16 protein-coding genes are annotated in these 24,009 nt (G+C 29.7%); 11 read left to right on the top strand and 5 right to left on the bottom strand.

Annotated elements, in window-relative coordinates; translation table 11 throughout:
• Positions 1–75: 75 nt before the first annotated feature.
• The 3 genes from carB to ON24_RS07315 all read right to left on the bottom strand — a co-directional run bounded on the left by carB (position 76) and on the right by ON24_RS07315 (position 7,926).
• Positions 76–3,273, bottom strand: coding sequence for a carbamoyl-phosphate synthase large subunit (carB, locus tag ON24_RS07325; protein WP_040682475.1), 3,198 nt, complete (start codon positions 3,271–3,273; stop codon positions 76–78).
• A gap of 108 nt (positions 3,274–3,381) precedes the next feature.
• The gene (gene carA / locus ON24_RS07320; protein ID WP_040682474.1) at positions 3,382–4,464 is read right to left on the bottom strand and encodes a glutamine-hydrolyzing carbamoyl-phosphate synthase small subunit; all 1,083 of its coding nucleotides are present in this window, start codon (positions 4,462–4,464) and stop codon (positions 3,382–3,384) included.
• 417 nt (positions 4,465–4,881) lie between these two features.
• Complete coding sequence (locus tag ON24_RS07315; RefSeq protein WP_040682473.1) at positions 4,882–7,926, bottom strand: Ig-like domain-containing protein; 3,045 nt, start codon at positions 7,924–7,926, stop codon at positions 4,882–4,884.
• A gap of 963 nt (positions 7,927–8,889) precedes the next feature.
• On the opposite strand from ON24_RS07315, the gene ON24_RS09005 reads away from it, so the two are divergent.
• Together ON24_RS09005 and ON24_RS07305 are read left to right on the top strand one after the other, a co-directional pair.
• Entirely contained in the window at positions 8,890–11,031 is a 2,142-nt protein-coding gene (locus ON24_RS09005) for a hypothetical protein (protein WP_050553594.1), read from the top strand.
• Between the two features lie 424 nt (positions 11,032–11,455).
• Entirely contained in the window at positions 11,456–12,283 is an 828-nt protein-coding gene (locus ON24_RS07305) for an AAA family ATPase (RefSeq protein WP_040682472.1), read from the top strand.
• A 277-nt stretch (positions 12,284–12,560) separates the two neighbouring features.
• Here the strand turns inward: ON24_RS07305 and ON24_RS07300 are convergent, their stop codons facing one another.
• Entirely contained in the window at positions 12,561–14,633 is a 2,073-nt protein-coding gene (locus ON24_RS07300; protein WP_081585256.1) for a Coenzyme F420 hydrogenase/dehydrogenase, beta subunit C-terminal domain, read from the bottom strand.
• A 362-nt stretch (positions 14,634–14,995) separates the two neighbouring features.
• Here ON24_RS07300 and ON24_RS07295 point away from each other — a divergent pair, with 362 nt between their 5' ends.
• Entirely contained in the window at positions 14,996–15,499 is a 504-nt protein-coding gene (locus tag ON24_RS07295; protein ID WP_040682471.1) for a hypothetical protein, read from the top strand.
• 357 nt (positions 15,500–15,856) lie between these two features.
• Here ON24_RS07295 and ON24_RS07290 read toward each other — a convergent pair whose 3' ends face one another.
• Positions 15,857–17,134, bottom strand: a complete 1,278-nt coding sequence (locus ON24_RS07290) for a coiled-coil domain-containing protein (RefSeq protein WP_040682470.1) — start codon at positions 17,132–17,134, stop codon at positions 15,857–15,859.
• Between the two features lie 300 nt (positions 17,135–17,434).
• Between ON24_RS07290 and ON24_RS07285 the strand changes: the two genes are divergently transcribed.
• The 8 genes from ON24_RS07285 to ON24_RS07255 all read left to right on the top strand — a co-directional run bounded on the left by ON24_RS07285 (position 17,435) and on the right by ON24_RS07255 (position 23,884).
• Positions 17,435–17,911 (top strand): hypothetical protein, encoded by a 477-nt coding sequence (locus ON24_RS07285; RefSeq protein WP_016357983.1) that lies wholly within the window; start codon positions 17,435–17,437, stop codon positions 17,909–17,911.
• Positions 17,912–17,982: 71 nt separating this feature from the next.
• On the top strand, positions 17,983–18,927 hold the full coding sequence (locus ON24_RS07280) for an ADP-ribosylglycohydrolase family protein (protein WP_040682469.1): 945 nt from the start codon (positions 17,983–17,985) through the stop codon (positions 18,925–18,927).
• Positions 18,928–18,938: 11 nt separating this feature from the next.
• Positions 18,939–19,265: a hypothetical protein gene (locus ON24_RS07275; RefSeq protein ID WP_040682468.1), complete on the top strand. Its 327-nt coding sequence runs from the start codon at positions 18,939–18,941 to the stop codon at positions 19,263–19,265.
• A 309-nt stretch (positions 19,266–19,574) separates the two neighbouring features.
• Positions 19,575–20,897 (top strand): hypothetical protein, encoded by a 1,323-nt coding sequence (locus ON24_RS07270; protein ID WP_016357980.1) that lies wholly within the window; start codon positions 19,575–19,577, stop codon positions 20,895–20,897.
• A gap of 182 nt (positions 20,898–21,079) precedes the next feature.
• Positions 21,080–21,898, top strand: a complete 819-nt coding sequence (locus ON24_RS07265) for a zinc ribbon domain-containing protein (protein WP_016357979.1) — start codon at positions 21,080–21,082, stop codon at positions 21,896–21,898.
• 129 nt (positions 21,899–22,027) lie between these two features.
• Entirely contained in the window at positions 22,028–22,996 is a 969-nt protein-coding gene (locus tag ON24_RS07260) for a hypothetical protein (RefSeq protein ID WP_050553593.1), read from the top strand.
• Positions 22,980–23,165: a hypothetical protein gene (locus ON24_RS09000; protein ID WP_050553592.1), complete on the top strand. Its 186-nt coding sequence runs from the start codon at positions 22,980–22,982 to the stop codon at positions 23,163–23,165. The genes ON24_RS07260 and ON24_RS09000 overlap by 17 nt, the downstream gene beginning before the upstream one ends.
• A gap of 20 nt (positions 23,166–23,185) precedes the next feature.
• Positions 23,186–23,884 carry an aspartate/glutamate racemase family protein gene (locus ON24_RS07255; protein ID WP_040682467.1) on the top strand — a complete coding sequence of 233 codons (699 nt, stop codon included), beginning with the start codon at positions 23,186–23,188 and terminating at the stop codon, positions 23,882–23,884.
• Positions 23,885–24,009: the final 125 nt, after the last annotated feature.

The raw sequence follows: 24,009 nt of genomic DNA, 5'->3' as shown, positions 1-24,009 counted from the left end.
GAAAGACTTAAAAAAAACTTAAAAAAAGTTTAAAAACATAAAAGAAAAATAAAAATTTAAAAATATTTAAAACATTTATATATTGATATCGAAGTTACCACCGGAATACTCATTTAATGATTTAACATTAATATCTGTTTTTATAGCTGCTTCAATAGCTTTTAAAGTAGCCCTTGCACCAGATAAAGTAGTTACATATGGAATTCCAAGTTCAATTGCAAGACGTCTGATGATATATCCATCAAGTGCAGCTTGCTTACCATATGAGGTATTGATAATCAAATCAATTTCCTTATTTAAGATAGCATCACGAATATTTGGTGTTCCCTGTGAAACCTTTTTAACCTTTTCAATCGGTACGCCCTCAACTGCATCAGCAGTACCTGAAGTTGCACAGATTTCAAATCCTAAATCATGGGCCTTCTCCATAAGAGGCTGTATTTTCTTCTTATCCTTATCGCGAACACTTATAAATATCTTACCTGATTTTGGAAGATCCATACCTGCTGCAAGTTGTGATTTATAAAATGCAACACCAAAGTTATCATCAATACCAATTGTCTCACCTGTAGACTTCATCTCAGGTCCAAGAATGGTATCTGACTCAGGTAGTTTTAAGAATGGGAACACTGATTCCTTAACAGCCACATGATCTATTTTGATAGGTTTTGTAAGATTAAAGTCCTTAAGTTTGTAACCGATCATAAGTAAAGTTGCTATTTTTGCTATTGGAACGCCTATAGCCTTACTTACAAATGGAACTGTCCTACTTGCACGAGGGTTTGCCTCAATAATATATACCATTTCTGTATCCAATTTTACGGCATATTGAATATTCATTAAACCTACAACATTAAGTTCTAATGCAAGTGCACGAGTATCCTCCCTAATTTCATCAAGTAAATGTTTTGGTATGGTATGAGGAGGAATTATACATGCAGAATCTCCGGAATGAACACCAGCTTCCTCGATATGTTCCATAATACCTGCAATAAACACATCTTCACCATCACATAAAACATCCACATCAAGTTCTACAGCATCCTCAAGGAATTTGTCCACCAATATAGGATGTTCCGGTGAAACCTTTACAGCCTCCTGCATATATTCCTCAAGCTCATCGTTATCGTATACAATCTCCATTGCACGTCCACCAATAACATATGATGGCCTTACAAGTACCGGAAAACCAATTTCAGATGCAACTTCCTTAGCCTTTTCAAAGGAATGGGCAAGTCCAAACGGTGCTTGATGTATTTTAAGCTTGTTTAAAAGTTTTGTAAATCTTTCCCTATCTTCTGCAATATCAATACTATCATAAGGAGTACCCAATATTTTAACACCTGAATTTGCAAGAGGAACTGCAAGATTGATTGATGTCTGACCACCAAATTGTACAATTACACCATCAGGTTTTTCTCTTTCGATGATACCCATTACGTCTTCAAAGGTCAAAGGTTCGAAGAACAGTTTATCAGAGATATCATAATCAGTACTTACAGTTTCAGGGTTATTGTTAATAAGAATTGTTTCAATGCCCTGTTGTTTTAAGGCAAGTGAGGAGTGTACACAGCAATAATCAAACTCAATACCTTGACCAATTCTGATTGGTCCTGCACCAATAATGACAATTTTTTTATCCTTATCCTCACTTAACTTAAGCTCATCACCCTTATCGTAGGATGAATAGTAATATGGGGTTTTAGCCTCAAATTCTCCACCACAGGTATCTACCATCTTATAGGAAGGAAGTACTTTTAAATCCTCTTGAAGCTTACATATGTCATCTACAGATTTATCTGTAAGTTTTGCAAGTTTTGTATTAGTAAATCCTAATTGCTTAGCATGTCTGAAATAGTCTTCATCCTGAAGCTTTTCAAAACTAACCTCATTTTCAAAATCAACAATGTTTTTAATTTTATCTAAGAAGAATGTGTCAATATCGGTTAAATCTGAGATCTTCTCAATGTCCATTCCATCCTTAATAGCTGAGTATACCTGAAGAAGTCTCTCATCGGTTGGATGAGATAGGGCATATTCATCATAGTCAAAGTATTCAAATCCGTCATAGCCTAAATCAAGGGATCTTAAAGCCTTTTGAAGAGCTTCTTCCAATGTTCTTCCAATAGCCATAACCTCCCCTGTTGCTTTCATTTGAACACCAATTTCCCTGTTTATTCCTTTAAATTTGTCAAAAGGCCATCTTGGTATTTTAACAACAACATAATCCAAAGTTGGTTCAAATGATGCAGGTGTTTCCTTTGTAATATCATTTTTTATCTCATCTAAAGTTAATCCTAATGCTATTTTAGAGGATATTTTTGCAATAGGATATCCTGTAGCCTTAGATGCAAGAGCACTACTTCTACTTACCCTTGGATTTACTTCAATAACCTTATATTCACCGGTTTCAGGTTTTACTGCAAATTGAATATTACATCCACCTTCAATACCTAGAGCCCTTATGATTTTAATAGATGCATCCCTTAGATTCTGAGCATATTTATCTTCAAGATTCTGTGCAGGAGCCACTACCACACTTTCACCAGTATGTATACCCATCGGATCTATGTTTTCCATATTACATACAATAATACAGGTATCATTGGCATCACGCATAACCTCATACTCGAATTCTTTCCATCCAATAACAGACTCGTCTATAAGAACCTGATTAATAAAACTCATATCCAAACCATGTCTGGTGATTTTAATAAGTTCTTCTTCATTATGAGCTACTCCACCACCTGTACCTCCAAGAGTGAATGCAGGTCTTACAATAGCAGGATAACCGATATCCTCAATAGCCTTCAAAGCCTCTTCAATTGAATTTACAGCATGACATTTTGGAATAGGCTCATTAAGTTTTTCCATAAACAATGCAAATAAATCCCTATCTTCCACATTCTTAATGGTTTCTAAATCAGATCCAAGAACTTCAATATCATCTAAATATCCAAGTTCCCCAAGGCCTGTTGCAATATTAAGACCAGTTTGACCTCCCATGGTAGGAAGTATTCCATCAACATTCTCTTTTTTAATAATTTTCGCTACAATTTCTGGAGTTAAAGGCTCTGTATATACTACATCAGCCATATCCATATCGGTTTGAATAGTTGCAGGATTACTGTTAACCAAAACAGTTTCAATACCCTCTTCTCTTAATGATTTACATGCTTGAGAACCGGAGTAATCAAATTCTGCAGCTTGACCAATTTGAATAGGACCTGAACCAATAATAAGTACTTTTTTAATATCCTTCCTTATAGGCATTTTATCCTCTCTCTTTTTAAAAAAAAATGATATCTATAATTTTAAAAGTTCTATATTTAAAAAACTAATAATTTTAATTAATAATCTCTTCTTGATAAATGATTCAAACTAATATTTCTCAATAGTTTCCTTAAATTCTTCAAATAATGATCTAGTATCATTTGGGCCAGGTGAAGCTTCTGGGTGATATTGAATACATTTAAGTGGCAACTCTTTATGGGCAAATCCCTCAGGAGTACCGTCATTTAGATTAATCTGAGTAAGTTCCAAATCACTATCTTTTAAAGATTCTGCATCTACAGAAAATCCATGATTTTGACTAGTAACAAATACTTTACCTGTTTTAAGGTCTTTTACAGGTTGGTTAGCCCCCCTATGTCCAAATTTCATTTTAAAAGTCTTTGCACCAAAGGATTTTGCAATTAACTGTTGACCCATACAAATTCCGAAAACAGGAAGTCTATTAGATAGTTTTTTAATATTTTCAACAGTAGTGCCCATTCTCTCAGGATTTCCCGGTCCACATGAAACCATCAAACCATTCACATCATAATCTAAAATATCCTTATAATCCATATCATAAGGTACACGTACTACACCAACTCCCAAATCAAGGAAATTGTTAATAATACTGTTTTTAACACCACAATCAATAATCGCTACATTAGTTTTATTGTATTGTCCATATATTTGGGTTTCTTTTGTAGAAACCTCAGGTACAAGATCCAAGTCAGTAATGCTTTTCTGGTTTCGAGCAAGTTCTAGTAGTTCTTCATCTTCAATATCCTCAGTACTAATTGCACCTTTCATAGAACCATGATTTCTTATTTTTAAGGTTAAATCCCTTGTATCTACACCACTAATACCTGGAATCTCGAATTCCTCCAAGAAATCATTTAAGGTTTTCTGGGCAGTATATCTTGAAGGTTTCTTACAAACCTCCCTTACAACATATCCTTCAGCCTGAATCTTATCAGATTGATAATGTTCCTCTGACACTCCATAGTTACCTTCTAAAGGATAAGTAGACATCAATATTTGACCATTAAATGATGGATCGGTTAAGGATTCAGTATAACCAACCATACCTGTGGTAAATACTACTTCACCTACTTTAGTTGTTTCATAACCAAAGGATTCACCTTTTACAATAGTACCATCTTCTAAAGCTAATTTGGCCCCATTTTTCATTAAATCACCATAAGTAAAATAATTCATCTGCTAATTATTAAATCTAAAAATTTTTGATGAACATCATATTATTTTAATATTTGTAAAAATTATTATTTTAAGTTAACTATAATTAGTTGATTTAATTTAAGAAAAATAGGTTTTTAATGAAAAATAGTAAATTTTAATTTTAAGATTCCCCTTAAAAAAAATTCCCATAAAACCAAATATTTTAAAAACAGATAAAAGTTATTAAAATTTTTATAAAAAAAGAATTTACAATACCTAATTTTATCTTATCTTAAAAAAAATGAACATTAACTAGATTTCAGCTTAAATTTTAAAAACAGACTTAGAAATTATAATCTGAATTATGATAAGTTTAAAAAAAAATAGAGGAATAGTCAAAAGATTGACTATCTTAAAAAAAATCCGATTTTATTTTCTTACAGTTATCTTACTGTTCATTGTCTTAGCATTAAAGGTACCGTCACCTGCAAATGCAGTCTTAATGGTATAGGTACCTGCCTTGGTAAATCTAACTTTTAAGGTAGCTTTACCATTTTTATCAGTCTTTAAGGTATATGTCTTACCATTGACACTAACCTTTAATGTTCTACCCGCAGCATTAACATAAGATGATTTATCAGTTGCCTTGACACCTTTTAAATTGAAGGTTAGGGTCCTGTAAGATCTAACTTTAACAGGATTAGTACCACTAACAGTGATAGTGGAGGATTTTTTAGTAACTGTAATCTTATTTACAACAAAACTACCGTTACACTCATCATCCCCTAAAAATGCAGTAGCAAAAGTATAGACACCCACATTTGCAAGGTTGATCTGAAGACGAGCACCACCGTTTTCATCAGTTGTACGATTGTAAACCTTACCATTAAAACCAATACTAATATGTTTACCAGCTAAAGCATTACCCTCAGAATCCTTAAGTGCAACAACAAAGTATCCACCACGCTCACCTTTATAATAATCAACAGCAGTCTGACTAAAATCAGATGAGACGATTTGAGTAGCAATTCTTTCTGGTTTAGGAGCTACTACCACATATATTGAAGAGTTAGTTCCTAAATAATCGTCATTACCTTTATATATTACAGTAATATTATTACTTCCTGTTAAATTATTGATTTGAGCATTACCGTTTTCATCAGTTACTAAAACAGTACTAACCATATCACCATTAATTAAATAGTCAATAGTTGCATTATTAATTGTAGTACCATTAATACCAGTTAAAGTTATAATGATATTTCCATTTTTATCTGAATTAAAAGAAAATTTAGAATCTGATTTAGGAAGGCTAGTTGCATTAACATAGCTTATATTTTTATCTTCTTCACTAATTATATCAGTAGTAGCAGTAAAATCATAATGACAGTTTTTAATACCAATGTAATCAAGACTGTCTGTTGGAATACCGACAATTCCTTTTACATTAAGATCTGAGAAGTCACAGTCTTCAAAATAAATACCATCATCAAGAACAAATGGACTAGATTTATTTACAATTGAGTCTGCTGTAATGTTTTTAAAAGTACAATTAGTAAAATTAATACAACTGTAAGACCAACTGTCCATGAATAGAGTACTGTTTACATTTTCAAATATACAATTTTCAAAGGTAAAATTACGTGTACATTTTATACCATACTCTTCAGGAGAAGTATCATCTTTAACATTTAAAGCGAAACCAAAAGTACCGTCTCTAAATGTACAATTAATAAAACGTGAATTTATACTAAAAGAACCTTTTAAAAAAGTCATATTTATAAAAGTGTGTAAATTGGTTGGTTCAGTGTAATAAAGTGCCATAGGGAAATTAACCCATATAGTATTTGGTCCTTGTCCAATGAGAGTAGTGTTGAATTGAGTATCCAAACCTCGTTTCTTTCTAGAATAATTTCCATCTGCAAGATAAACCACTCCCTTATGATTCATTGCCACATATACACTACTGCCACCATATGCAGTTGCCCAACTTTTACCATCACCATTTGTGTTACTTGATGAAACATTAACATATACTGCATCTTCATTGTTGTCTTTAAGTATGTTGTTATCAGACACATTAATTTCATTATTGTTTTTTGAAGTTACAAGAGTATTTGCGGATATTGGATTATTGAAGATATTATTTGTTCCAATGTTTGTTTGATAACAATTATTAAATGTGTTATTTTCAAATGTATAATTTCCATTTATACTTACTGTATCTGTTAAAGTTGATGTATGATTAATAAAAGTATTGTCATAAACTTTGAGATTTGGTATTCCTGCGGAAATATTTTCAAATGATTGACTGTATGCTGCTATTGCTTGTCCATTATCTGCACTATTAGCTATAAATGTTGAATTATGGACATTTAATGCACCACTATTCATTGCAGTGATAGCTCCTCCAGATCCATTATTACAAAGATTAGCATTTTCTTTAAAGGTACAATTTTCTATAGTAATATTATAATTACCCATAAACCATCTAGATGCACCAATAGCTCCACCACCAGTGCTAGTGTTACATGTATTACTGTCAAAAATAGAATTGTATACATTTAATTTACTATAAGTGTATAAAGCTCCACCATTCCATCCAGCATTATTGTTAGTAAAGTTAGAATTATTTATAAGTGTCTGTGAGTTATAATGTGTGTGTATTGCACCGGCCCACCATGTAGCAACATTATTTCTAAATTCAGAATTATTAACACTTAAAATTCCACAATTATTAATAGCACCAGGTTCAACAGCCGCAGAATTATTAATAAATTTTGAATTATCAATACCCATTACAACATTTGTTCCATAATTTGTTATAGCACCATATCCTGTAGAACAGTTTATAAAATTAGAATTAATAATGCTCATATTTCCCTGGAAATTATAGATTACTGAATTTCGACCAGTGCCAGTTGTAATATTAATAAAATTACAATTTTCTATTGTATTAGCACCAGATAATCTTAAAAGGTTTTCAACATTCATATTAACAAATGTAACATTAATAAAATTAATAGTTAAACTAGAGTCATCTGAACTAAATGGTGTACCATTATAAGTTCCTGTAAAATAACTACCACCAGTACCAATTATATTAACATTACTAATAAATTTAATACCACTAGTTGGTATATATTCGTTTCCAGTTAATATAATAGTTGCATCATCTTCAGAACTACATTTATTATATAATTCACTCCAGTTACTTGCTTCTTGTTTATTTTCAGTATCTAATTTTAAGTTATTTTTATCATTAATTTTAGTAACCGTATTGTTTTGAGATTGTGAGTCAAGAGCTCTTTCACCAACGTTCTCATTTATTGTAGTGTCATTTACATTAGTTTCAGTGACAACACTATCATTAACATTATTGTCTACATCAGCAGCACTAACAGTACCAAGTAAACAACAAATAGCTACTAAACAAAGAATAAAAACAAACAATTTACTCTTTTTTATTTTCATATTAATTTTTACTCCCTAAAATTATTTAAAAATTAAAAACAAGTCTACCTTAAAATAAAACATATCATAAAAGAATACCTAAAAAAAGAAAAAAATAAAAAAGTATAATAAATTAAAATATATTTTATAACAATTAAAGTACACTTGAATTATTGTTACTATAACATTACTAATAAAATTTTCCAATTGATTTTAAAAAAATTAAAATATGATTTAAAATTCATCATTAAAAAAATACAAAAAATAACAATAATCAATCAAAAAAAAAAATCAATAAAATTAATCTCATGTTTAAACTCACAATATCCAATAAGCATATTTTTGACCAAATAACCCCTAACAAGGAAATAGGAATCAATACGTAAAGTTAAAATAAAATAAAAATTTAACATTAATATATTTTAAAATTAAACCCCATATTATTTTAGTAATTAAAATAAATTTAAATTAAAGGTCATATTTATAAAAAATAATAACCATCAATCCTACATAGAAAAGATAAACCTTGTTTTAAAGGATTTTAAGATAAAAAAAACCAACTAAAATATACAATATAAAATTTTAAATAATAAACATATCATATATTAAAGTATATCTTAAAAAAAATAAAATATATTTTAATTAGAAAATAATAATAATACTTTTTCATCATGAGAGTATTAAAATTAATACTTTCCGATAACCTATTATTTTCTATTTTTTTTAAAAATACAATCAATTGTTCTTTAAAAAATAACAAGAGTTTTTGATAAATACTCAAAAGGTTAAAAAAACTGGTTTAGAGTAAATATTTTTATAAAAATTAAAATATTCTTTTAAGATATTGAATGTGAAATTTAAGAATAATTTAATAGAGCAGGAAAACATCTTTTAAAAAGATAAAAATTATCTATAGAATAATTATTAGATAATGAATTCCTTAGAAATTAGATTATCAAGATTAAGAAATAAGAAGGTATCTTAATGAAAAAATCAATAATAATTTTTACATTAAGTCTGATTATTTTATCCTGTTGTATAAGTGCTATTAGTGCTAGTGATACAAATAACAACACTTTAGCAGATAACCATAACAATATTCTAACATCTACCAGTAACAACACTATTAATAATACTGTAAAACAGGAGAATAATCAAAATCTTTCTTTATCTTTAAATCAAAGTGAAAATCCCGACCATTATACTGTAAATTCAAGTAATTTTCATGATTACTTCGATGATAATAATAACCTAAAACCAGATTATGGTGGTAAAGTCATGGTATTTGAAGGAGAGTTCAATGATTTGGATACTCTTGTAATTTACCAGGACAATACCGTTATAGTTGGTAATAATTCATTATTAAAAAATACTGCATTCGGATTATATGGTGAAAACATTTATCTTAAAAACTTAAACTTCCAATTAAATAAAAGTTTTAGTGATAATAAAGATTCAGGTATTTACGTTGGATCCGATAATGTAACCATTGATAATATTACAATGGATTATACTGTTCCAGAAGGAAATAATGGTATTGGAATATATGTAGGAGACACTGGTTATAAGAACATCTTTAGATTCAACCTATATTACAGTACAGTAAATCTTACAAGTACAAATCCAGATGGATTCTACAAATATGGAGTTCTTGTAAGAGATACAACACTTGGTTTAATCTATGGAAATAAAATTAATTGTAAATTACCGTTAATGGCCGTTAATTGGGCTGGTGGAATCTTTGGTGGAGTGAGTATGGATTATGTACTTGGATTTGGTGCCGAGGATTCAAAATACATTAACTTTGTAAATAACTATGTAAATGTATCTGCAACCGCATTAGGTCAATCATTTCCTACATTAGATGCTTGCATGTTTTATAAATGTGATAAAGCAGTTATTAAAGGAAACAAAATCTATGAAGAGGATTTATTGACTAAAAAAGGAACTAATAACTACCTATACGGTCTAGATATTTACATGATGAACAATGTAACCATTGCAAACAATGAAATCCATATGAAAACCTATGGAGGACAAGATTCAAATGGTGCCGCATATCCAATTCAAGTCAATGGACCTTCATCAGATATAAAAATCGCATATAACAATTTAACAAGCATAAACAATGGTCCTAATCTTGGGATATATTCAAATAATTACTATGGAGCAGTGAAACTCTATATCCTCAGTAATTTTATAAATGTTACAGGTTATGCAGGTAGAAGCAATTGGGCATTAGTTGCAGGTATTGAAGTACAAGACAGTGACGATGTAATATTAAATAACACAATCTATGCCCAAAACGTAAATAATGATAGCAATAATAGAAATAACAATATTTATGGTATCAGCTATTCACAGTCTACCTCTGGAAACCACCAATACAACATACAATACAATAAAGTTATAACTAATGGATATAATGCAGTAATGTTAGATGCATATCATGGAGTTACAAACAGTAAAATTGGAAACAATGTATTGATAACAGACCACTCACAAGGAGATGACGCCGTTGAAATCAAAGGCAATACTAAAAGATACAATAACCAAGTTTTCAACAATACTGGAAACCCTGATGAAAAACAGGATATGCCTGAGGATTTAGTTCCCAATGATGTTATAAATGCAATGAGCAATCCATATACTCCAAATACTAGAAATTTCTTCAATACCAATACTGATGGAAATGGAAACAATCCATTTAATGGAAATGGAACTGGAAACAGTACAAACCCATTTAACATCAATGGTAGTGGAAACCACAATGGACTCAATGGAAACTCATCACAAAATGGTAGAATCCATAATGGAAACGGTATAATAAATGGAAGAACCATGTTTAACAGCAATGGTAATTCAATACAAAACAATAATGGATCAGTTAGAACCGTAAGTAATTCAACAAATGCAAATACAGGTATGTCAAGTGAAGATTTAGCAAGTGGATCAAGTTCATCTGCTGGAGATAGCAGTCAATCTGCATCCAAAGCATATGCTATTTACAAGAACACCAATAATCTTAAAGACACTAACTACACATTACCATTTGGAATAATTGCTATAATTATAATTATATTAATTATTACAGGATATGTATATAAAAAAGATAAAGAAGAATAAAATTTAAGGTTTAATAAGGATAATTAAATATTACGTTTACAAACTAATATTTACATTATCTATTTACTATTTTTAAGAAGGATTTTTTTCTAATTAAATCAGTATTCATTGTAATTCAATCCGAAATTACAAAGTTTTTCAAGACATTTAAAATTTCACTCTATTTTTTAAGTATTTTTCAACTGTAAATCTATAAAAATTTTTTTACTATTAACCCTTGTTTTAAGTATTGTTTCGTTGTAAATCTATAAAAAAATTTTTTATTATTAATATTTGTTTTATGTATTATTCCATGAAAACTGGATTTTAACCAACCCATTTTATAAGAAAATGGTTTTAGAATAAATAGTTTCCAAATGCTCTCGGACTTTTTTTATATTAAGCAAACTAAATAGATAAAAATGTTGAAATAATAAAAGGAGGAGTGAGAATTAGACAAAAAACCATATTTGATGTGATTGAAGATGAAGGAACAATCTTCAAGGACAAATCTGTTTTTACAACAGAATACATACCTGAGATATATCAATATAGAGATCACCAACTAGATTCTATGGCATTTCATTCAAGAAAGGTAAAATCTGGATATGCACCATATAATATGTTACTTAAAGGCACCAATGCTACAGGAAAAACCACAACCCTAAAGAAATATTTCCAACTTATTAAGGAGGCATATCCTAATGTGTTTACAGTATATATTAACTGCAAGATTCATAGAACAGAATACCAGATATTTTCTGAAGTGTATAAAAGACTGTTCCATGAAGATATTGCAACGTTAAATACATACAATTTCTATAACAGGATAATGGATTATCTAACCGAGAATAAGATAATATTGATTCTTGGTCTTGATGAGTTTGATAATATTAAAAATTCCATAGAACTCAATAGAACATTGTATGATTTTTTAAGAGCTCATGAGGAATATCCTGATGTACAGATATCCGTAATTACTGTAAGCTCATCAAAGAATATCACTGCAACAGATTTGAATGTTTCAACCATACACCTTCCAATTGAGATAGGATTTCCATTCTACACCCAACAAGAAGTTTATAGTATACTTAAACAGAGGGTGGACTTAGGTTTTTATCCTGGTGTTATTAGTGAAGATCTAATTGCAGATATAAGTGAAAGGGCTTATAGATTAGGTAATTTACGTATTGGTATTAAAAAACTAGAACACGCCGGAGATAAAGCAGAATATAAAGGGCGCTGTAAAATAGAAAAAGCAGATTTAATGTAAATGATTATAGTTTACATAGATAGGGTTTGGTAATTTTTTTTATAAAAACATGAACTAATTCTACAAAAAAGATGATTTAAAAACATTGAAACTTAGAAAAAATAAAAACAGCTGATAATAAAATAGAAACTATAAAACTTCTTATAAAAAATAGATAATATTACCTGATTTTATATTTTAAAGATTTTAAACCGTAAAAATCGAATTTTAATAAAACACCATAATTAAAAAAAAAATAAAAATATAAGTTTAGAACTTATAGCTTTTTTCAACCGAATTAATCCATGGATTCTAATTCTTTTTTAACCTCATTCATGAATCTCAATTCACCAACACGTTTCATTGTACTAGCTACTCTTTCTTTTTGAGGTTTTTCACCTAACCTGTTATAGACCTTAAGGGTTGCCTCAATTAGTTTATATATTGTTTCCTCATCTTCAACGTTAAGTGTTAAACCTTCAACAACCTCACGACCACTCATTCCACCAATGTATAAATTAAATCCGTCATATTTGAGTTCTTTAGCTTTATGAGGACATGCATTAACACATTTTCCACAGCCAATACATACATCATAGTCGGTGTATGCAATATCCCCTGTAATTTCAAGTGCGTCTACCTTACATACATCGGCACATCTTCCACAACCGTTACATTTCTCTTCAACAGTATATGGAACCTTATAACCATTAATACCAAAATCGGAAATTTGTGGTCTTATACATTTATTAGGACAACCACTAATAGCTATCTTAAATTTATAAGGTGCTGGCAATTCTTTAAACCTTTCCTCACATTCCTTTGCAATTCTAGTAGTATCAATCAAACCTAACATACAATTCTGATTACCGGGACATGCAAGTGGTGACCTTACAAGAGGTCCCTCCCCACCATTAATAAATCCAGCTTCCCTTAACTCCAGAATCGCATTTTCAACATCAATAGGTTCAAAGTCATGTAATTCAAATTCTTCCCTATTTGTAACTTTTATTCTGGCACCATATTTTTTAGTAATATCCATTACAGCCTGAACTTCTTCATGAGTATAGAATCCGGATGGTTTGGATCTTAATCTAATGAAATATTTCCCATCAGTTCTTAAACCTACTCCACCATAATCATCAATCCAATAATAGGATATGAATTCATCATTATCTTTACGTTGTTTAAGTGCTTTCTGGAATTTTTTCTCTTTAAAGTCTCTTAGGAACTGAACTTTACTTACATCCACTCCATCTTTTACAGGAATAATGTTTTTAATATCTTCACCTTTTTCAGTTCTTATAATAATAGTGGAATATCCCTCTTCACTTCCAACAGATCCAACAGATACATCTGCAAGTTCTGAATCAAAGTCCCTGCACATTTTACAACCTGGAGCTACTTTGATATCCTTAACTGGAAGGTGTAAAACATCATCATTAGTTTCAATAGTGAATTTACCATTAATGACATTGAACTTTTTAACGTCATTGATATCGATATTATGCTCATCTAAAATTTCATCAATGGTTTCCTTATCGAATTTCTCGGTACAGAATAACCCGATGAAATATTCTATCTTAGGTAATTTTTTAGCCTTACCATCCCATCCTCTTTCAGCTGAATGTTTTGCGTGGTATGGATGATATTGTATCTTTCTCAAACCTTGAATTTGACAAGGAAGACCTACTACAGCAACTTTTCTAAGACCCTGATTATAAGCTTCGGACAATGCCTCTAATGTTGATATTGTATATTTGGATTTTACGGTTTTTGAAAGTTCATCGGGAGACTTGACAATCATGGACACAGGTTTCCATTTCTCGTCACCTACAACAATTGCACCATCAATCTTCTCAGATTCAATTAAATATTTTAAAAATGATGATACAACCCCACCGTCCTGTCCTTCTATTGTACCTTTACCATAATAATATTCTTCTTTAAAGTTTTCCCTAACCTCAATCATATGTTTAGCAGAGTACATTCTAGGACATACCTCCATACACATACCCTGACCGTCACGTCTACATTCTGAGGTAAGCTGTGGCCTGTCTGTAAACTCTAAAATATCATTAGGACATACAACGGTACAAGAACCACATTTAGCACACATGTCAGTTTCCACAATTTTATTCAATGCCCATTTATATTCTTTAGGCTCCTTTAAATTCTTATCAATAAAGTCTTGAATGGAACCCATCCCATTAATGACTTCACCTATAATGTCTTCGGTAACCTCGACATGTCTTTGTTTAGCAATTTGATAAGATTCCTCATCAATATACTCTTTGATTTTATCTTTAACATATTGTTTATCTTCTTCTGGAATATCCTCAGTTAACTTATTCAAAATCTTAGATATCATTTTAATACCTCTTATGTAATACCATATAAAATTTCAGATATATAAGTTTTAATACAAAATAATTACCCATTAAATCCCCATATTAATAAAAATATCAACAATAATTAATAAAACGGTTATCTGACTCATTTAATAATATAAGATTATTAAATTTACACATATAAAGTCAAAGTATCCAAATATAAACCAGATAGCTTAAAACAAAAATCAATAATTTTGGACCCGAATAATGACTATTTAATAAAAAGATAAAAAGACAATTGATTGCTATTTTTAAATCAAAAGTATTTATTTAAATATTTAAAAAAATATAATAAAATAGAAGTAATATTTATTTTTATAAATGGAAGTTAGGTTTGATTATGAAGGAAGAAGAATTTCTTAAAGATAAAGATCCTGAGGAAAGTGGTAATAAGTTTGTTAGGGATTGCTGTATTGGTCTTATAATAATAATTATTGCTATTGTAGGAATTAATTGGATAATTGGAGAACTAGGACCAGAATGTACAATGATAAACAGTGAATTCGATGTACCAAGTAGCCTTTCACTTCCAGACAATACAGAGGTATCACATACTGCTTACTTAAAAGATAATAATTATACACTTTCAATAACTGAAAATGTAAATAGCCAATCCATCAACAAGGAAATAGACGGACAGAAAATATTATCAAATACAAGCAGAAATATAAATGGAATTAATGTAACCATTATTAAAACAAATGATAATGATAAATATTTAAGTCATAATTATACTTATTACTCATTTACTAAAAACGACAATAGATATCTAATTAAATCCGATACAGGATTTAATGAAGATAAGATATTTGAAACCATTGGAAATATTAAGAGGAAATCTTAAATTTCTAATCTTTTTTTAATTTAATTGGTTATTTTATTTGAACCTTACTTTTCTAGATTAAACTATTTTTATTAATACAATTGATCTTAAATTATTTTAAATTAAACTATTTTTTATAAATAAATGAAATAGACATCGAAAACAAATACTACCAATAACTAAAAATGAGAGATACTATAAAAAATTTAATAATTAAGAATAAATAGCCAAAGGTCCATTTTAATAAGAAAGATTATAAAAAAACTAAAAAAATAGCCAGAAATAATAAAAATAATAAAAATAACACATGAAAAAAATTAATAAAAAATTATAAAAATAAAAAGAAGATGAATAGTAAATGACTAAACAAAACAAAATCTATTTTTTAACATTGCCAACGTCAATTGGCTCTTTTGAGTTCTTATCCTCTTCAGTATCAATCCAAAGTTTTTTAAGATTATCAATTTTGTGATTCTTCTTAATCTTTAAAACGTCAACATTAACCTCTTTATCCTCAACAACATCCTTAGGTATATTGATCTTGACCTGTTTATTTAAGTCACTTGTTGGGATTTTAATGTTAATGTTCTTTCTATTCAATAATAGTTTCCAGATGGAAACGTTTTGAAGCTCATCATTAATACTATCAACCATACTATTGATATTACTTGCAATAGCCCTGTTTCTTTCAGTGACTTCCTTTTCACTTTGGCTTACGGCATTATTGATCTTTGCACGTGTGGTTTTATTGCTAGCATTTACAATATCGTTAGTTTCCTTTACTGCATCAATAATAGCCTCTTCCATTGTTTGGTTAATATTATCTGTAACTTCAAATAACATCTCATTTCTCTCGTTAACCTTATTCTGAAGCTTATACAATTCCTCATTTTGAGCTTTTGTCTGTGGTAGGAATTCGGTACTTACCTTATTTGATTCGGCCTCTAAACGTTCACTTAATGTAATGACTTGATTTTCTAAATCAGAAATCTCATCATCCTTTGATTTAATCTCGGATTTTAAATCTTCAAGTTCTTCATCCTTTGCCTCAAGTTCAGATATTTTTGATTTTAAATCTTCAATCTCATTATCTTTAGATTCGGAAACAGACAATAAAGCTTTTAGTTTACTGATTTCCTTATCTTTAGCATCCATATCCCCAAGTTTAGATTCAAGTTCAGAGATGTTGGATTTTAAAATACCGATCTGTTCATCTTTGGCACCGATTTCCTTATCTTTTTCTTGTTCTATAGCATCAACATTAGAACTTTTATCCTTAAGATTTTCATTTTCAAGTTGAAGATCGATAATATTCTTCTTTAAAGATTCAATCTCATTATTTTTAATTGAAATTTCCTTAATGCTTTTATCTTCCAAATCAGACAATGAATTTTTCAGACTATCAATTTCAATATCCTTCACTTTCAAATCTTCACTGTTATTTCCTAATTCATCTATTTTTTCAATCTGTAATTCATATTCCTTGATTTTATCTTGAATCTCCTCATATTCAGAATTACTGAAAACAACTACCTTATCTCCCTTTTTAAAACCATCATCTGGACTGAATAGAGCAAGATTGTATTTTTTAATATCACCTTCAAGAGGAATATCATCAGTTACAGAATGTATTGTTTTACTAACCTGTTCAGTCATTTCACTCACTATTTTATAATATTATATTAACTATTAAATAAAATTTATTAAATAAAATAATAAATAAATAGTAATAATATTAAAAAAATTTTTCAAATTTTAAGACAATATTTAAGTTGGAATAGTTTACTGGAATCATGATGGTTTTCATGTAAATGATTTTAAGATGCATATCCATATTTTAGGCATCATATTTTGAAGAATCGGGATTCAACATTGTAAAGGTCCATGCATTATACATTGCTAAGTTGAGAATTGAAATTCGACATTTATAAAATATAAAAAAGATTAGGGATTAAAATGAAGAAAAAAGCTACGGTTATAGTAATTGTTATAGTATTAATTGCAGCGATTTATATTTTAGCTTATTTTCATGATGTAGATAAAGACAAACAGGAAGCTATGGAAAACCTTAAGCTTGAGGAGAAATACAACATAAGCAGTATTGCCGATGCAAAGTTAATCGAGAAGGTTGAGGAAAACAAATCAAACGGACCAAGTATCAGTTATAAAGACGATAGAAACTTTGAGGCAATAAGTAACATCTATTATGCCAATGAAGGCAGCATACCTGAGAACATAACAAAATATTATAAAAAATTAAACAAGGACAGTAAACACATTGAATGGGTCAGATACAAATATAAAAATGGATTAATAGACCGTGATAATTTTACAGCGGAAATAAATTATTATGCAAATAAAAACCCGTTGAACCATTATTTATTAAATTATTATGGATTCTATGAACCTATGAGTTTCTGGTCTCCATTTTAAACTATTTTTTTTATAAGATGGCCACTTCAAATCCAATTAACTATTTTTTTATATGATACAGGAATGATATTATGAACAGTAAAGATGGAATTATAGGATTAATTATAGGGGATGCACTTGGAGTGCCTGTTGAATTCAAGTCAAGGAAGGAACTTGAGAAGAATCCGATAGAAAAAATGATAGGTTATGGAACATATAATAAAGCTCCGGGAACCTTTTCAGACGACAGTTCCTTAACCCTTGCAACTATAGACAGCATAATAAAACATCCGGAAATCGATTATGAGGACATGATGACGAAATTCTCCAACTGGTACCATAATGGAGACTATACATCTGACGGTGAAACCTTTGATGTAGGCCATACTACCGTTCTAGCCATATCAAGATATGATGATGGAGTAAATCCTCTAAAATGTGGAGGAGGCTATGAACATGATAACGGTAACGGATCCCTCATGAGAATATTACCAGTAGCCTATCTGATTAATGAAAGGATGAGCAGCGAGGATGTGGAATTAATATACAATGTATCTGGACTTACACATAACCATAAAAGATCAAAGATTGCATGTCACCTTTATTGTCAAATAGCTGTTAAGTTATTAAACAATGACATAAGTCTTAGGGATTCAATTAACCAATCCATTGATGACATATTAAAATATTATAAAGATGACAAGGAGTTCGATATGGAAAGGGGAAGATTTGAAAGGATTTTCTCAGGGGAAATATTTGATTTAGACATGGATGACATCAAGAGTTCAGGTTATGTGATAGATACCCTTGAGGCTGTGCTATGGACATTAGCAAATACAAATTCATATAGGGAGGCATTGCTTAAAAGTGTAAATTTAGGATCTGACACCGACACAGTAGGAGCAATATGTGGAGGACTTGCAGGTATTTATTATGGCTATGATTCAATACCTAAAGAATGGTTAAATACCATAGCACGTAAAGAGGATATCTTAAATCTTTTAGACGATTTTGATAAAACCATAAACAAGGAGTAAAAAGTGAGATAATGAAAACGACAGAGGAAATTCAAAAAAGATCAAATTATCTTAATGAAAGCACGAAAAATATTCTAAATTCAAATGAAAGACTCGATAAAGAAAAACAGATAGTAAGCGTTGAGAGCCAAGTTGAGGAAACCTTTTTAAAGACACTTATTGGAAAGGAAGAAGAAGAACTAAAGGAGTTACTTATAGAACTTGAGGCCAAATCAAGAGTTTTAAATAGCTCTTTAGAAAAGCAAAATGACAGTAAAAGCAAACATAAAAGCCAGGCAAAGGTATGGACAAACAACATAAAAATAAATGCCATTAAATGGATTTTAAAAGACCAATAAAGGCCATATTCTTTGTTTTAATCCCATATAAAATTTTATAATAGAACTCAGATATTTTAAATACAAAGTTATAAATACTAAAAAAACAAATATAATTAGTTGGATAAAGAGAAAAATAAAGATTATTTAAAATAATCTTTTTTTGTTTTTTATCTCATTTTTTAACACACAGTAGGTAGAGTGAAAAAAACACTTTACTTACATATTTTATAAAAACATAAGAATACTCTTTTTAATCTAAATTAACTGTATAATATAAATACTATCTAAACATAAATAATTCTAATTAGATATGGTTGGTGCTATTTCTTGACAAAAATTTGTCCTATTTGTAAAACAGAAACAGAAGGTCCTGAAAAGTTCTGTAAGGAATGTGGTGAAAGACTAGTAGATAAAGATTCATACTATAAAAATTCCTTAAACTATAAGGAACTTACAGAAAAAAGAAGAAACACCTCTAATTCCAAAACAAATAATGATGAAGACAATCCTGATGAGTATCATATGCCTATTTCTCAAATAATAAGAGAGAATAGTCCTAGACCAATTGAGGAATACAATTTAGATGATACTTATGTTAAAGAAGATAATGATGATTATATAATCAAGGAAGATACCGGTTATAATCATGAGGATAGTCCAATTGAAAATGATAGAGATTACGGATTAGACAATACAGACTATACAATCAAAGAAGATACAAACTATAACAAAGATTATTCAATTGAAAATACAGATTACAGAGCAAATGAAGACTATACAATCAAAGAGGACACTGACTATATACCTAGTGAGGAATATTATCCAAACCAGGAAGGGGAATATCAGACAACAAACACATACCAACCCTCAAGGGAAGAATATCCCGAAATAAATAGAAACCAGGAGCAAGAAGTAGAGGAAATAATCGAAACAATGGAGATGGAAGAGTCCAATACAATATATCCAATACACACCATTGAAGAAAATCCATACTCAGAATATACCAAAAGTGACATGGAAAGTGTTGAAGAGTTTATTGAAGAGAAGGATTTAAAGGAAAGAGAGAATAGACGATTAAATAAAAAACACTTTAAAGTCCTACATAAACATGGAACATTAATATTAGTCATACTTATAATAATAGCTATTGGAGCGACATTCACATTTAATTACATTAATGAAAATTCCCTAAACTACATTAATCCGACAAATGAGCCTGGAGAATACTCCAATAAGATAATAACATTTAAGCTACCAACCACATGGGAGGAATTTAACGAGTCAGAAACTAATGTTATTGGAAGTTATGCAGGAAGAGACAATGGACATAATATAGTACTGAGTGTATATCAGTCAAAAGATTCCAATAGAAACCTAAATCAGATTAAAAGTTCCACGGAAAATTTAGATTTAAGAAATGGAGCTTTAATAGAAAATAGTACCATAAAAGAAGTCAATGGCATACAGATGTATGATGTCATAAGTAAAAATGGTACAAAGAATTACGAGTATCGTACATTTGGATTTATAAAGGATAAAAAAGAATATGGATTCCTGTTTGTATCTGATGATATAGATTCATATAATGATGAAATTGAAAATATTGAGAAAAGTATTAAATATATAGACAAAAATCCTTTTCCTTTTTAAAATATCAAACATCAAATAAAATCAACAATAATTATTTTTCTTTTTTAGATGTTTTGTAAAAATACTTAAACTTTTAAATAAAACCAATAATAATTAAATAATATTTATTATAAAATTATAAATAATTTAAGAATAATTCAATAAAATACTAATTTGTTAAAAATTATTAAAAAAGGGATAAAATGGCGAAGTATTGTCCAAAATGTGGTAAAGAACATATTAACAATGAGGAATACTGTTTAGATTGTCATACTAAATTACCCGATGAGAAAATAGAACTTCAAGACAAGGCAGTAAATATATTCAGTAAAAACGATGATACTGAATCAGATACAGATAAAAAGAAGAAAGATGCAAGTCTTGGAAATATATTTACCTATGAAAGATCTAAAATAAGTAATCCTGAAAATAATAATGCTAATAATAAAAAGGATAAACCTAGAAAGAAACCGAACTTAATGGAGTCAAAACCAGAATTAAACATTAATAAAAAACATGTAATCATAATTGCTGGAATTATCCTTCTTATTTTAGTTGTAAACTATGCATATGTACTTTCAAATGAAAATGCTACAAATACAAACGAAACTAATAACACATATAACTTCACAGCATATAGCTTAACTATACCTCAGGAATATACCCATGCAGACAGTGACAGATATATGGCTGTTTTTAATGGAGATAATGTAAGTGTAAAGTTATATAACAACAGTCTAGTTCCTGGAGAGGAACATTCCATCAGCGGTATGATTTCAACGATAACAGCAAATGTTGAGGCAAACCAAGAGGGAAGTCTTATATATTCAGACTATATTAATATAAGTGGCACTACAGGGTATAACATAACCTATAGCGAATATGACAATATTACAAGAGATATCGGATTTATAGTAAATGATACAGAGTATGATATCATATTTACAACAAATACAAGTGATACAAGCGTATTGAATGCTGCCGAGGCTAAGGTTATACCAACAGTTCAAATTAAACAATAGATTTAGATAAATTAAATCTATTACTTTTTTTATTATTTTTTATTAAATTTTTTACATCTTTTTTTAAAATATTATTAAATATCATAAGAATCAAATAGATAATAAATTTGATTTTAATAGAGGAATGTTATGAGGTTTAAAAAACTAAGTGTATTTTTAATTTTAACAATACTGATTCTTGCACCAAGCATAAGTGCCGTTAGTGCAACAACAGTATTTTTAACTTCGGATTCAATCTTTGGACAACAGGGTGAAGAAGTTAAGATGATGAATGAAATTAAGAATTATATCGAATCAGATAGTAATGGTGATATAACCGTGATTGTTGATTCCCAGTCACCTGCACCTGGTGAGGGAACACGTGCAATGGAATCAGATACCGATGTCAGTGTAAACATCGCATTTGCAGATGCGGCAAATTACTACGAGCTAGCCAGATATTCTTCACAGGTTTCTAAACAGGTCATAGTTGTTAATGTAGGATCACTTGATTTGAACAATCTAAGTAACCTACGTAGAGCATGGGATGATAACTGGTCTAGTGAGAGTTTCCTATCTATCAAAAATCCGGGACAGTTCCTATCCGAAGCAGGGATATCCACAATACAACCTGCACAGGCATATCCGGATAAAACAGATTCATCAGGAGACATATACTATAGTGACAGCCAGGTGAATAAATATATTGCAGATCAGATAATAGAGGATGTAAATAGCTATGACTCATCAAGCAAAACTCTCAACAATGATTATGTCGTAAGGGGACAACTTAATGTAAGTACAATAGGTGACATATCACAGGATATCCTTTTTGCACAGCAAACCGGACAACTAAAAGATAGCTATAGTTCATATACAACACCTCAAGCATTATACCTACTGTCATCATATCTGGCAGGCAGTAGCTTAGAAAGCCCTAAAGAGTATAAAGCTCCAGACAATCCTCAGAATTACTCAACAGGTACAAACTCCTCCTATAGTATTTATGATTATGAGGCTATGGCAGAGGAGGTTGTAAATTATATGGATGAACATAATCAAGCGCCGGACTATATTGAGTATAATGGGGCTAAAATAGGATATGCAGATTTATTATAACTTTGCAACAATTACATCAGACGACAAAGATTCAAGCACTATGAATTTACCTGCAACTAGTGAATTCAAATCATTTAACAATATGGATTTATTATTCTATGGAATTCCTATACTGGTAGCTATTGGATTAATATTATTATTTATAGGATTAAGACACAGAAGAAGATAAGATAAAATAGGGAGGATAATATGAAAACATTAGGCATTATTGGAGGAATAGGTCCCATATCCACAATAAAATACTATAAACAGATAATTGAAGAATTTAAAAATTCCCGATTTGACGAATATTATCCCCATATCCTTATTGAAAGTTTAAATATGGAGGAAGTGATAGAGCAGATAGACTATGAGAATTTCACACAGGTAGAAAAGATACTTCTTAAATCAATAAGAAATCTGGAATCTGCAGGTGCAGAGATAATAGTAATAGCATCAAGTACATGCCATATAGTAATAGATGATTTAATTAAGAAATCACCACTTCCCATAATAAACATTCTTGACTGTGTATACGACAAGGTGGTAAGGAATAACTATAGAAAGGTTCTACTTATTGGAAACTCATTTACATTGACACATAACATATATCAGGAAAGATTAGGACGATATAAAATTAAGTCAATAATACCAGATTCCATGGATATCCAGGAAATACAGGAGATCATATATCCAAATCTTGAAAATGGAATAGTATTACCGGACAAAAAAGAGAAAATCCTAAAGATTATTAAAAAAACAATAAATCAGGAAAGGGACATTGACTGTTTAATAATAACCTCAACAGAACTTAGTTTAATTATTGATGAGGAAGAAATACCGATTCCAGTGATAGACAGTGCCAATGTCCATATAGATAAAATCGTAAATGAGATCTTAAAAAAATAGAATACCTAAAAGCCTATTACTTAAAAATAGAAACTATCTAATAAATTAAATTTTAGATAAAAAAACAATAGAAAGATATAAATGTTAATTTAAATAGACTATTAATTTAATATAAAGCTTAATGA

Origin of the sequence: Methanobrevibacter boviskoreani JH1 (assembly GCF_000320505.1) — an archaeon.
GTDB lineage: Archaea > Methanobacteriota > Methanobacteria > Methanobacteriales > Methanobacteriaceae > Methanarmilla > Methanarmilla boviskoreani.
Note: the sequence above shows the minus strand (reverse complement) of the source record. Positions and strands in the feature narration are given on the sequence as shown.

What these genes read in the sequence shown, in the direction of transcription:
- ON24_RS07295 (WP_040682471.1), top strand. Translation starts at nt 14,996, where the DNA reads ATGAAGGAAGAAGAATTTCTTAAAGATAAAGATCCTGAGGAAAGTGGT.
- ON24_RS07315 (WP_040682473.1), bottom strand. Translation starts at nt 7,926, where the DNA reads ATGAAAATAAAAAAGAGTAAATTGTTTGTTTTTATTCTTTGTTTAGTA.
- ON24_RS09000 (WP_050553592.1), top strand. Translation starts at nt 22,980, where the DNA reads ATGCAGATTTATTATAACTTTGCAACAATTACATCAGACGACAAAGAT.
- ON24_RS07300 (WP_081585256.1), bottom strand. Translation starts at nt 14,633, where the DNA reads ATGATATCTAAGATTTTGAATAAGTTAACTGAGGATATTCCAGAAGAA.
- ON24_RS07275 (WP_040682468.1), top strand. Translation starts at nt 18,939, where the DNA reads ATGAAAACGACAGAGGAAATTCAAAAAAGATCAAATTATCTTAATGAA.
- carB (WP_040682475.1), bottom strand. Translation starts at nt 3,273, where the DNA reads ATGCCTATAAGGAAGGATATTAAAAAAGTACTTATTATTGGTTCAGGT.
- ON24_RS07285 (WP_016357983.1), top strand. Translation starts at nt 17,435, where the DNA reads ATGAAGAAAAAAGCTACGGTTATAGTAATTGTTATAGTATTAATTGCA.
- ON24_RS09005 (WP_050553594.1), top strand. Translation starts at nt 8,890, where the DNA reads ATGAAAAAATCAATAATAATTTTTACATTAAGTCTGATTATTTTATCC.
- ON24_RS07290 (WP_040682470.1), bottom strand. Translation starts at nt 17,134, where the DNA reads ATGACTGAACAGGTTAGTAAAACAATACATTCTGTAACTGATGATATT.
- ON24_RS07255 (WP_040682467.1), top strand. Translation starts at nt 23,186, where the DNA reads ATGAAAACATTAGGCATTATTGGAGGAATAGGTCCCATATCCACAATA.
- ON24_RS07280 (WP_040682469.1), top strand. Translation starts at nt 17,983, where the DNA reads ATGAACAGTAAAGATGGAATTATAGGATTAATTATAGGGGATGCACTT.
- carA (WP_040682474.1), bottom strand. Translation starts at nt 4,464, where the DNA reads ATGAAAAATGGGGCCAAATTAGCTTTAGAAGATGGTACTATTGTAAAA.
- ON24_RS07260 (WP_050553593.1), top strand. Translation starts at nt 22,028, where the DNA reads ATGAGGTTTAAAAAACTAAGTGTATTTTTAATTTTAACAATACTGATT.
- ON24_RS07265 (WP_016357979.1), top strand. Translation starts at nt 21,080, where the DNA reads ATGGCGAAGTATTGTCCAAAATGTGGTAAAGAACATATTAACAATGAG.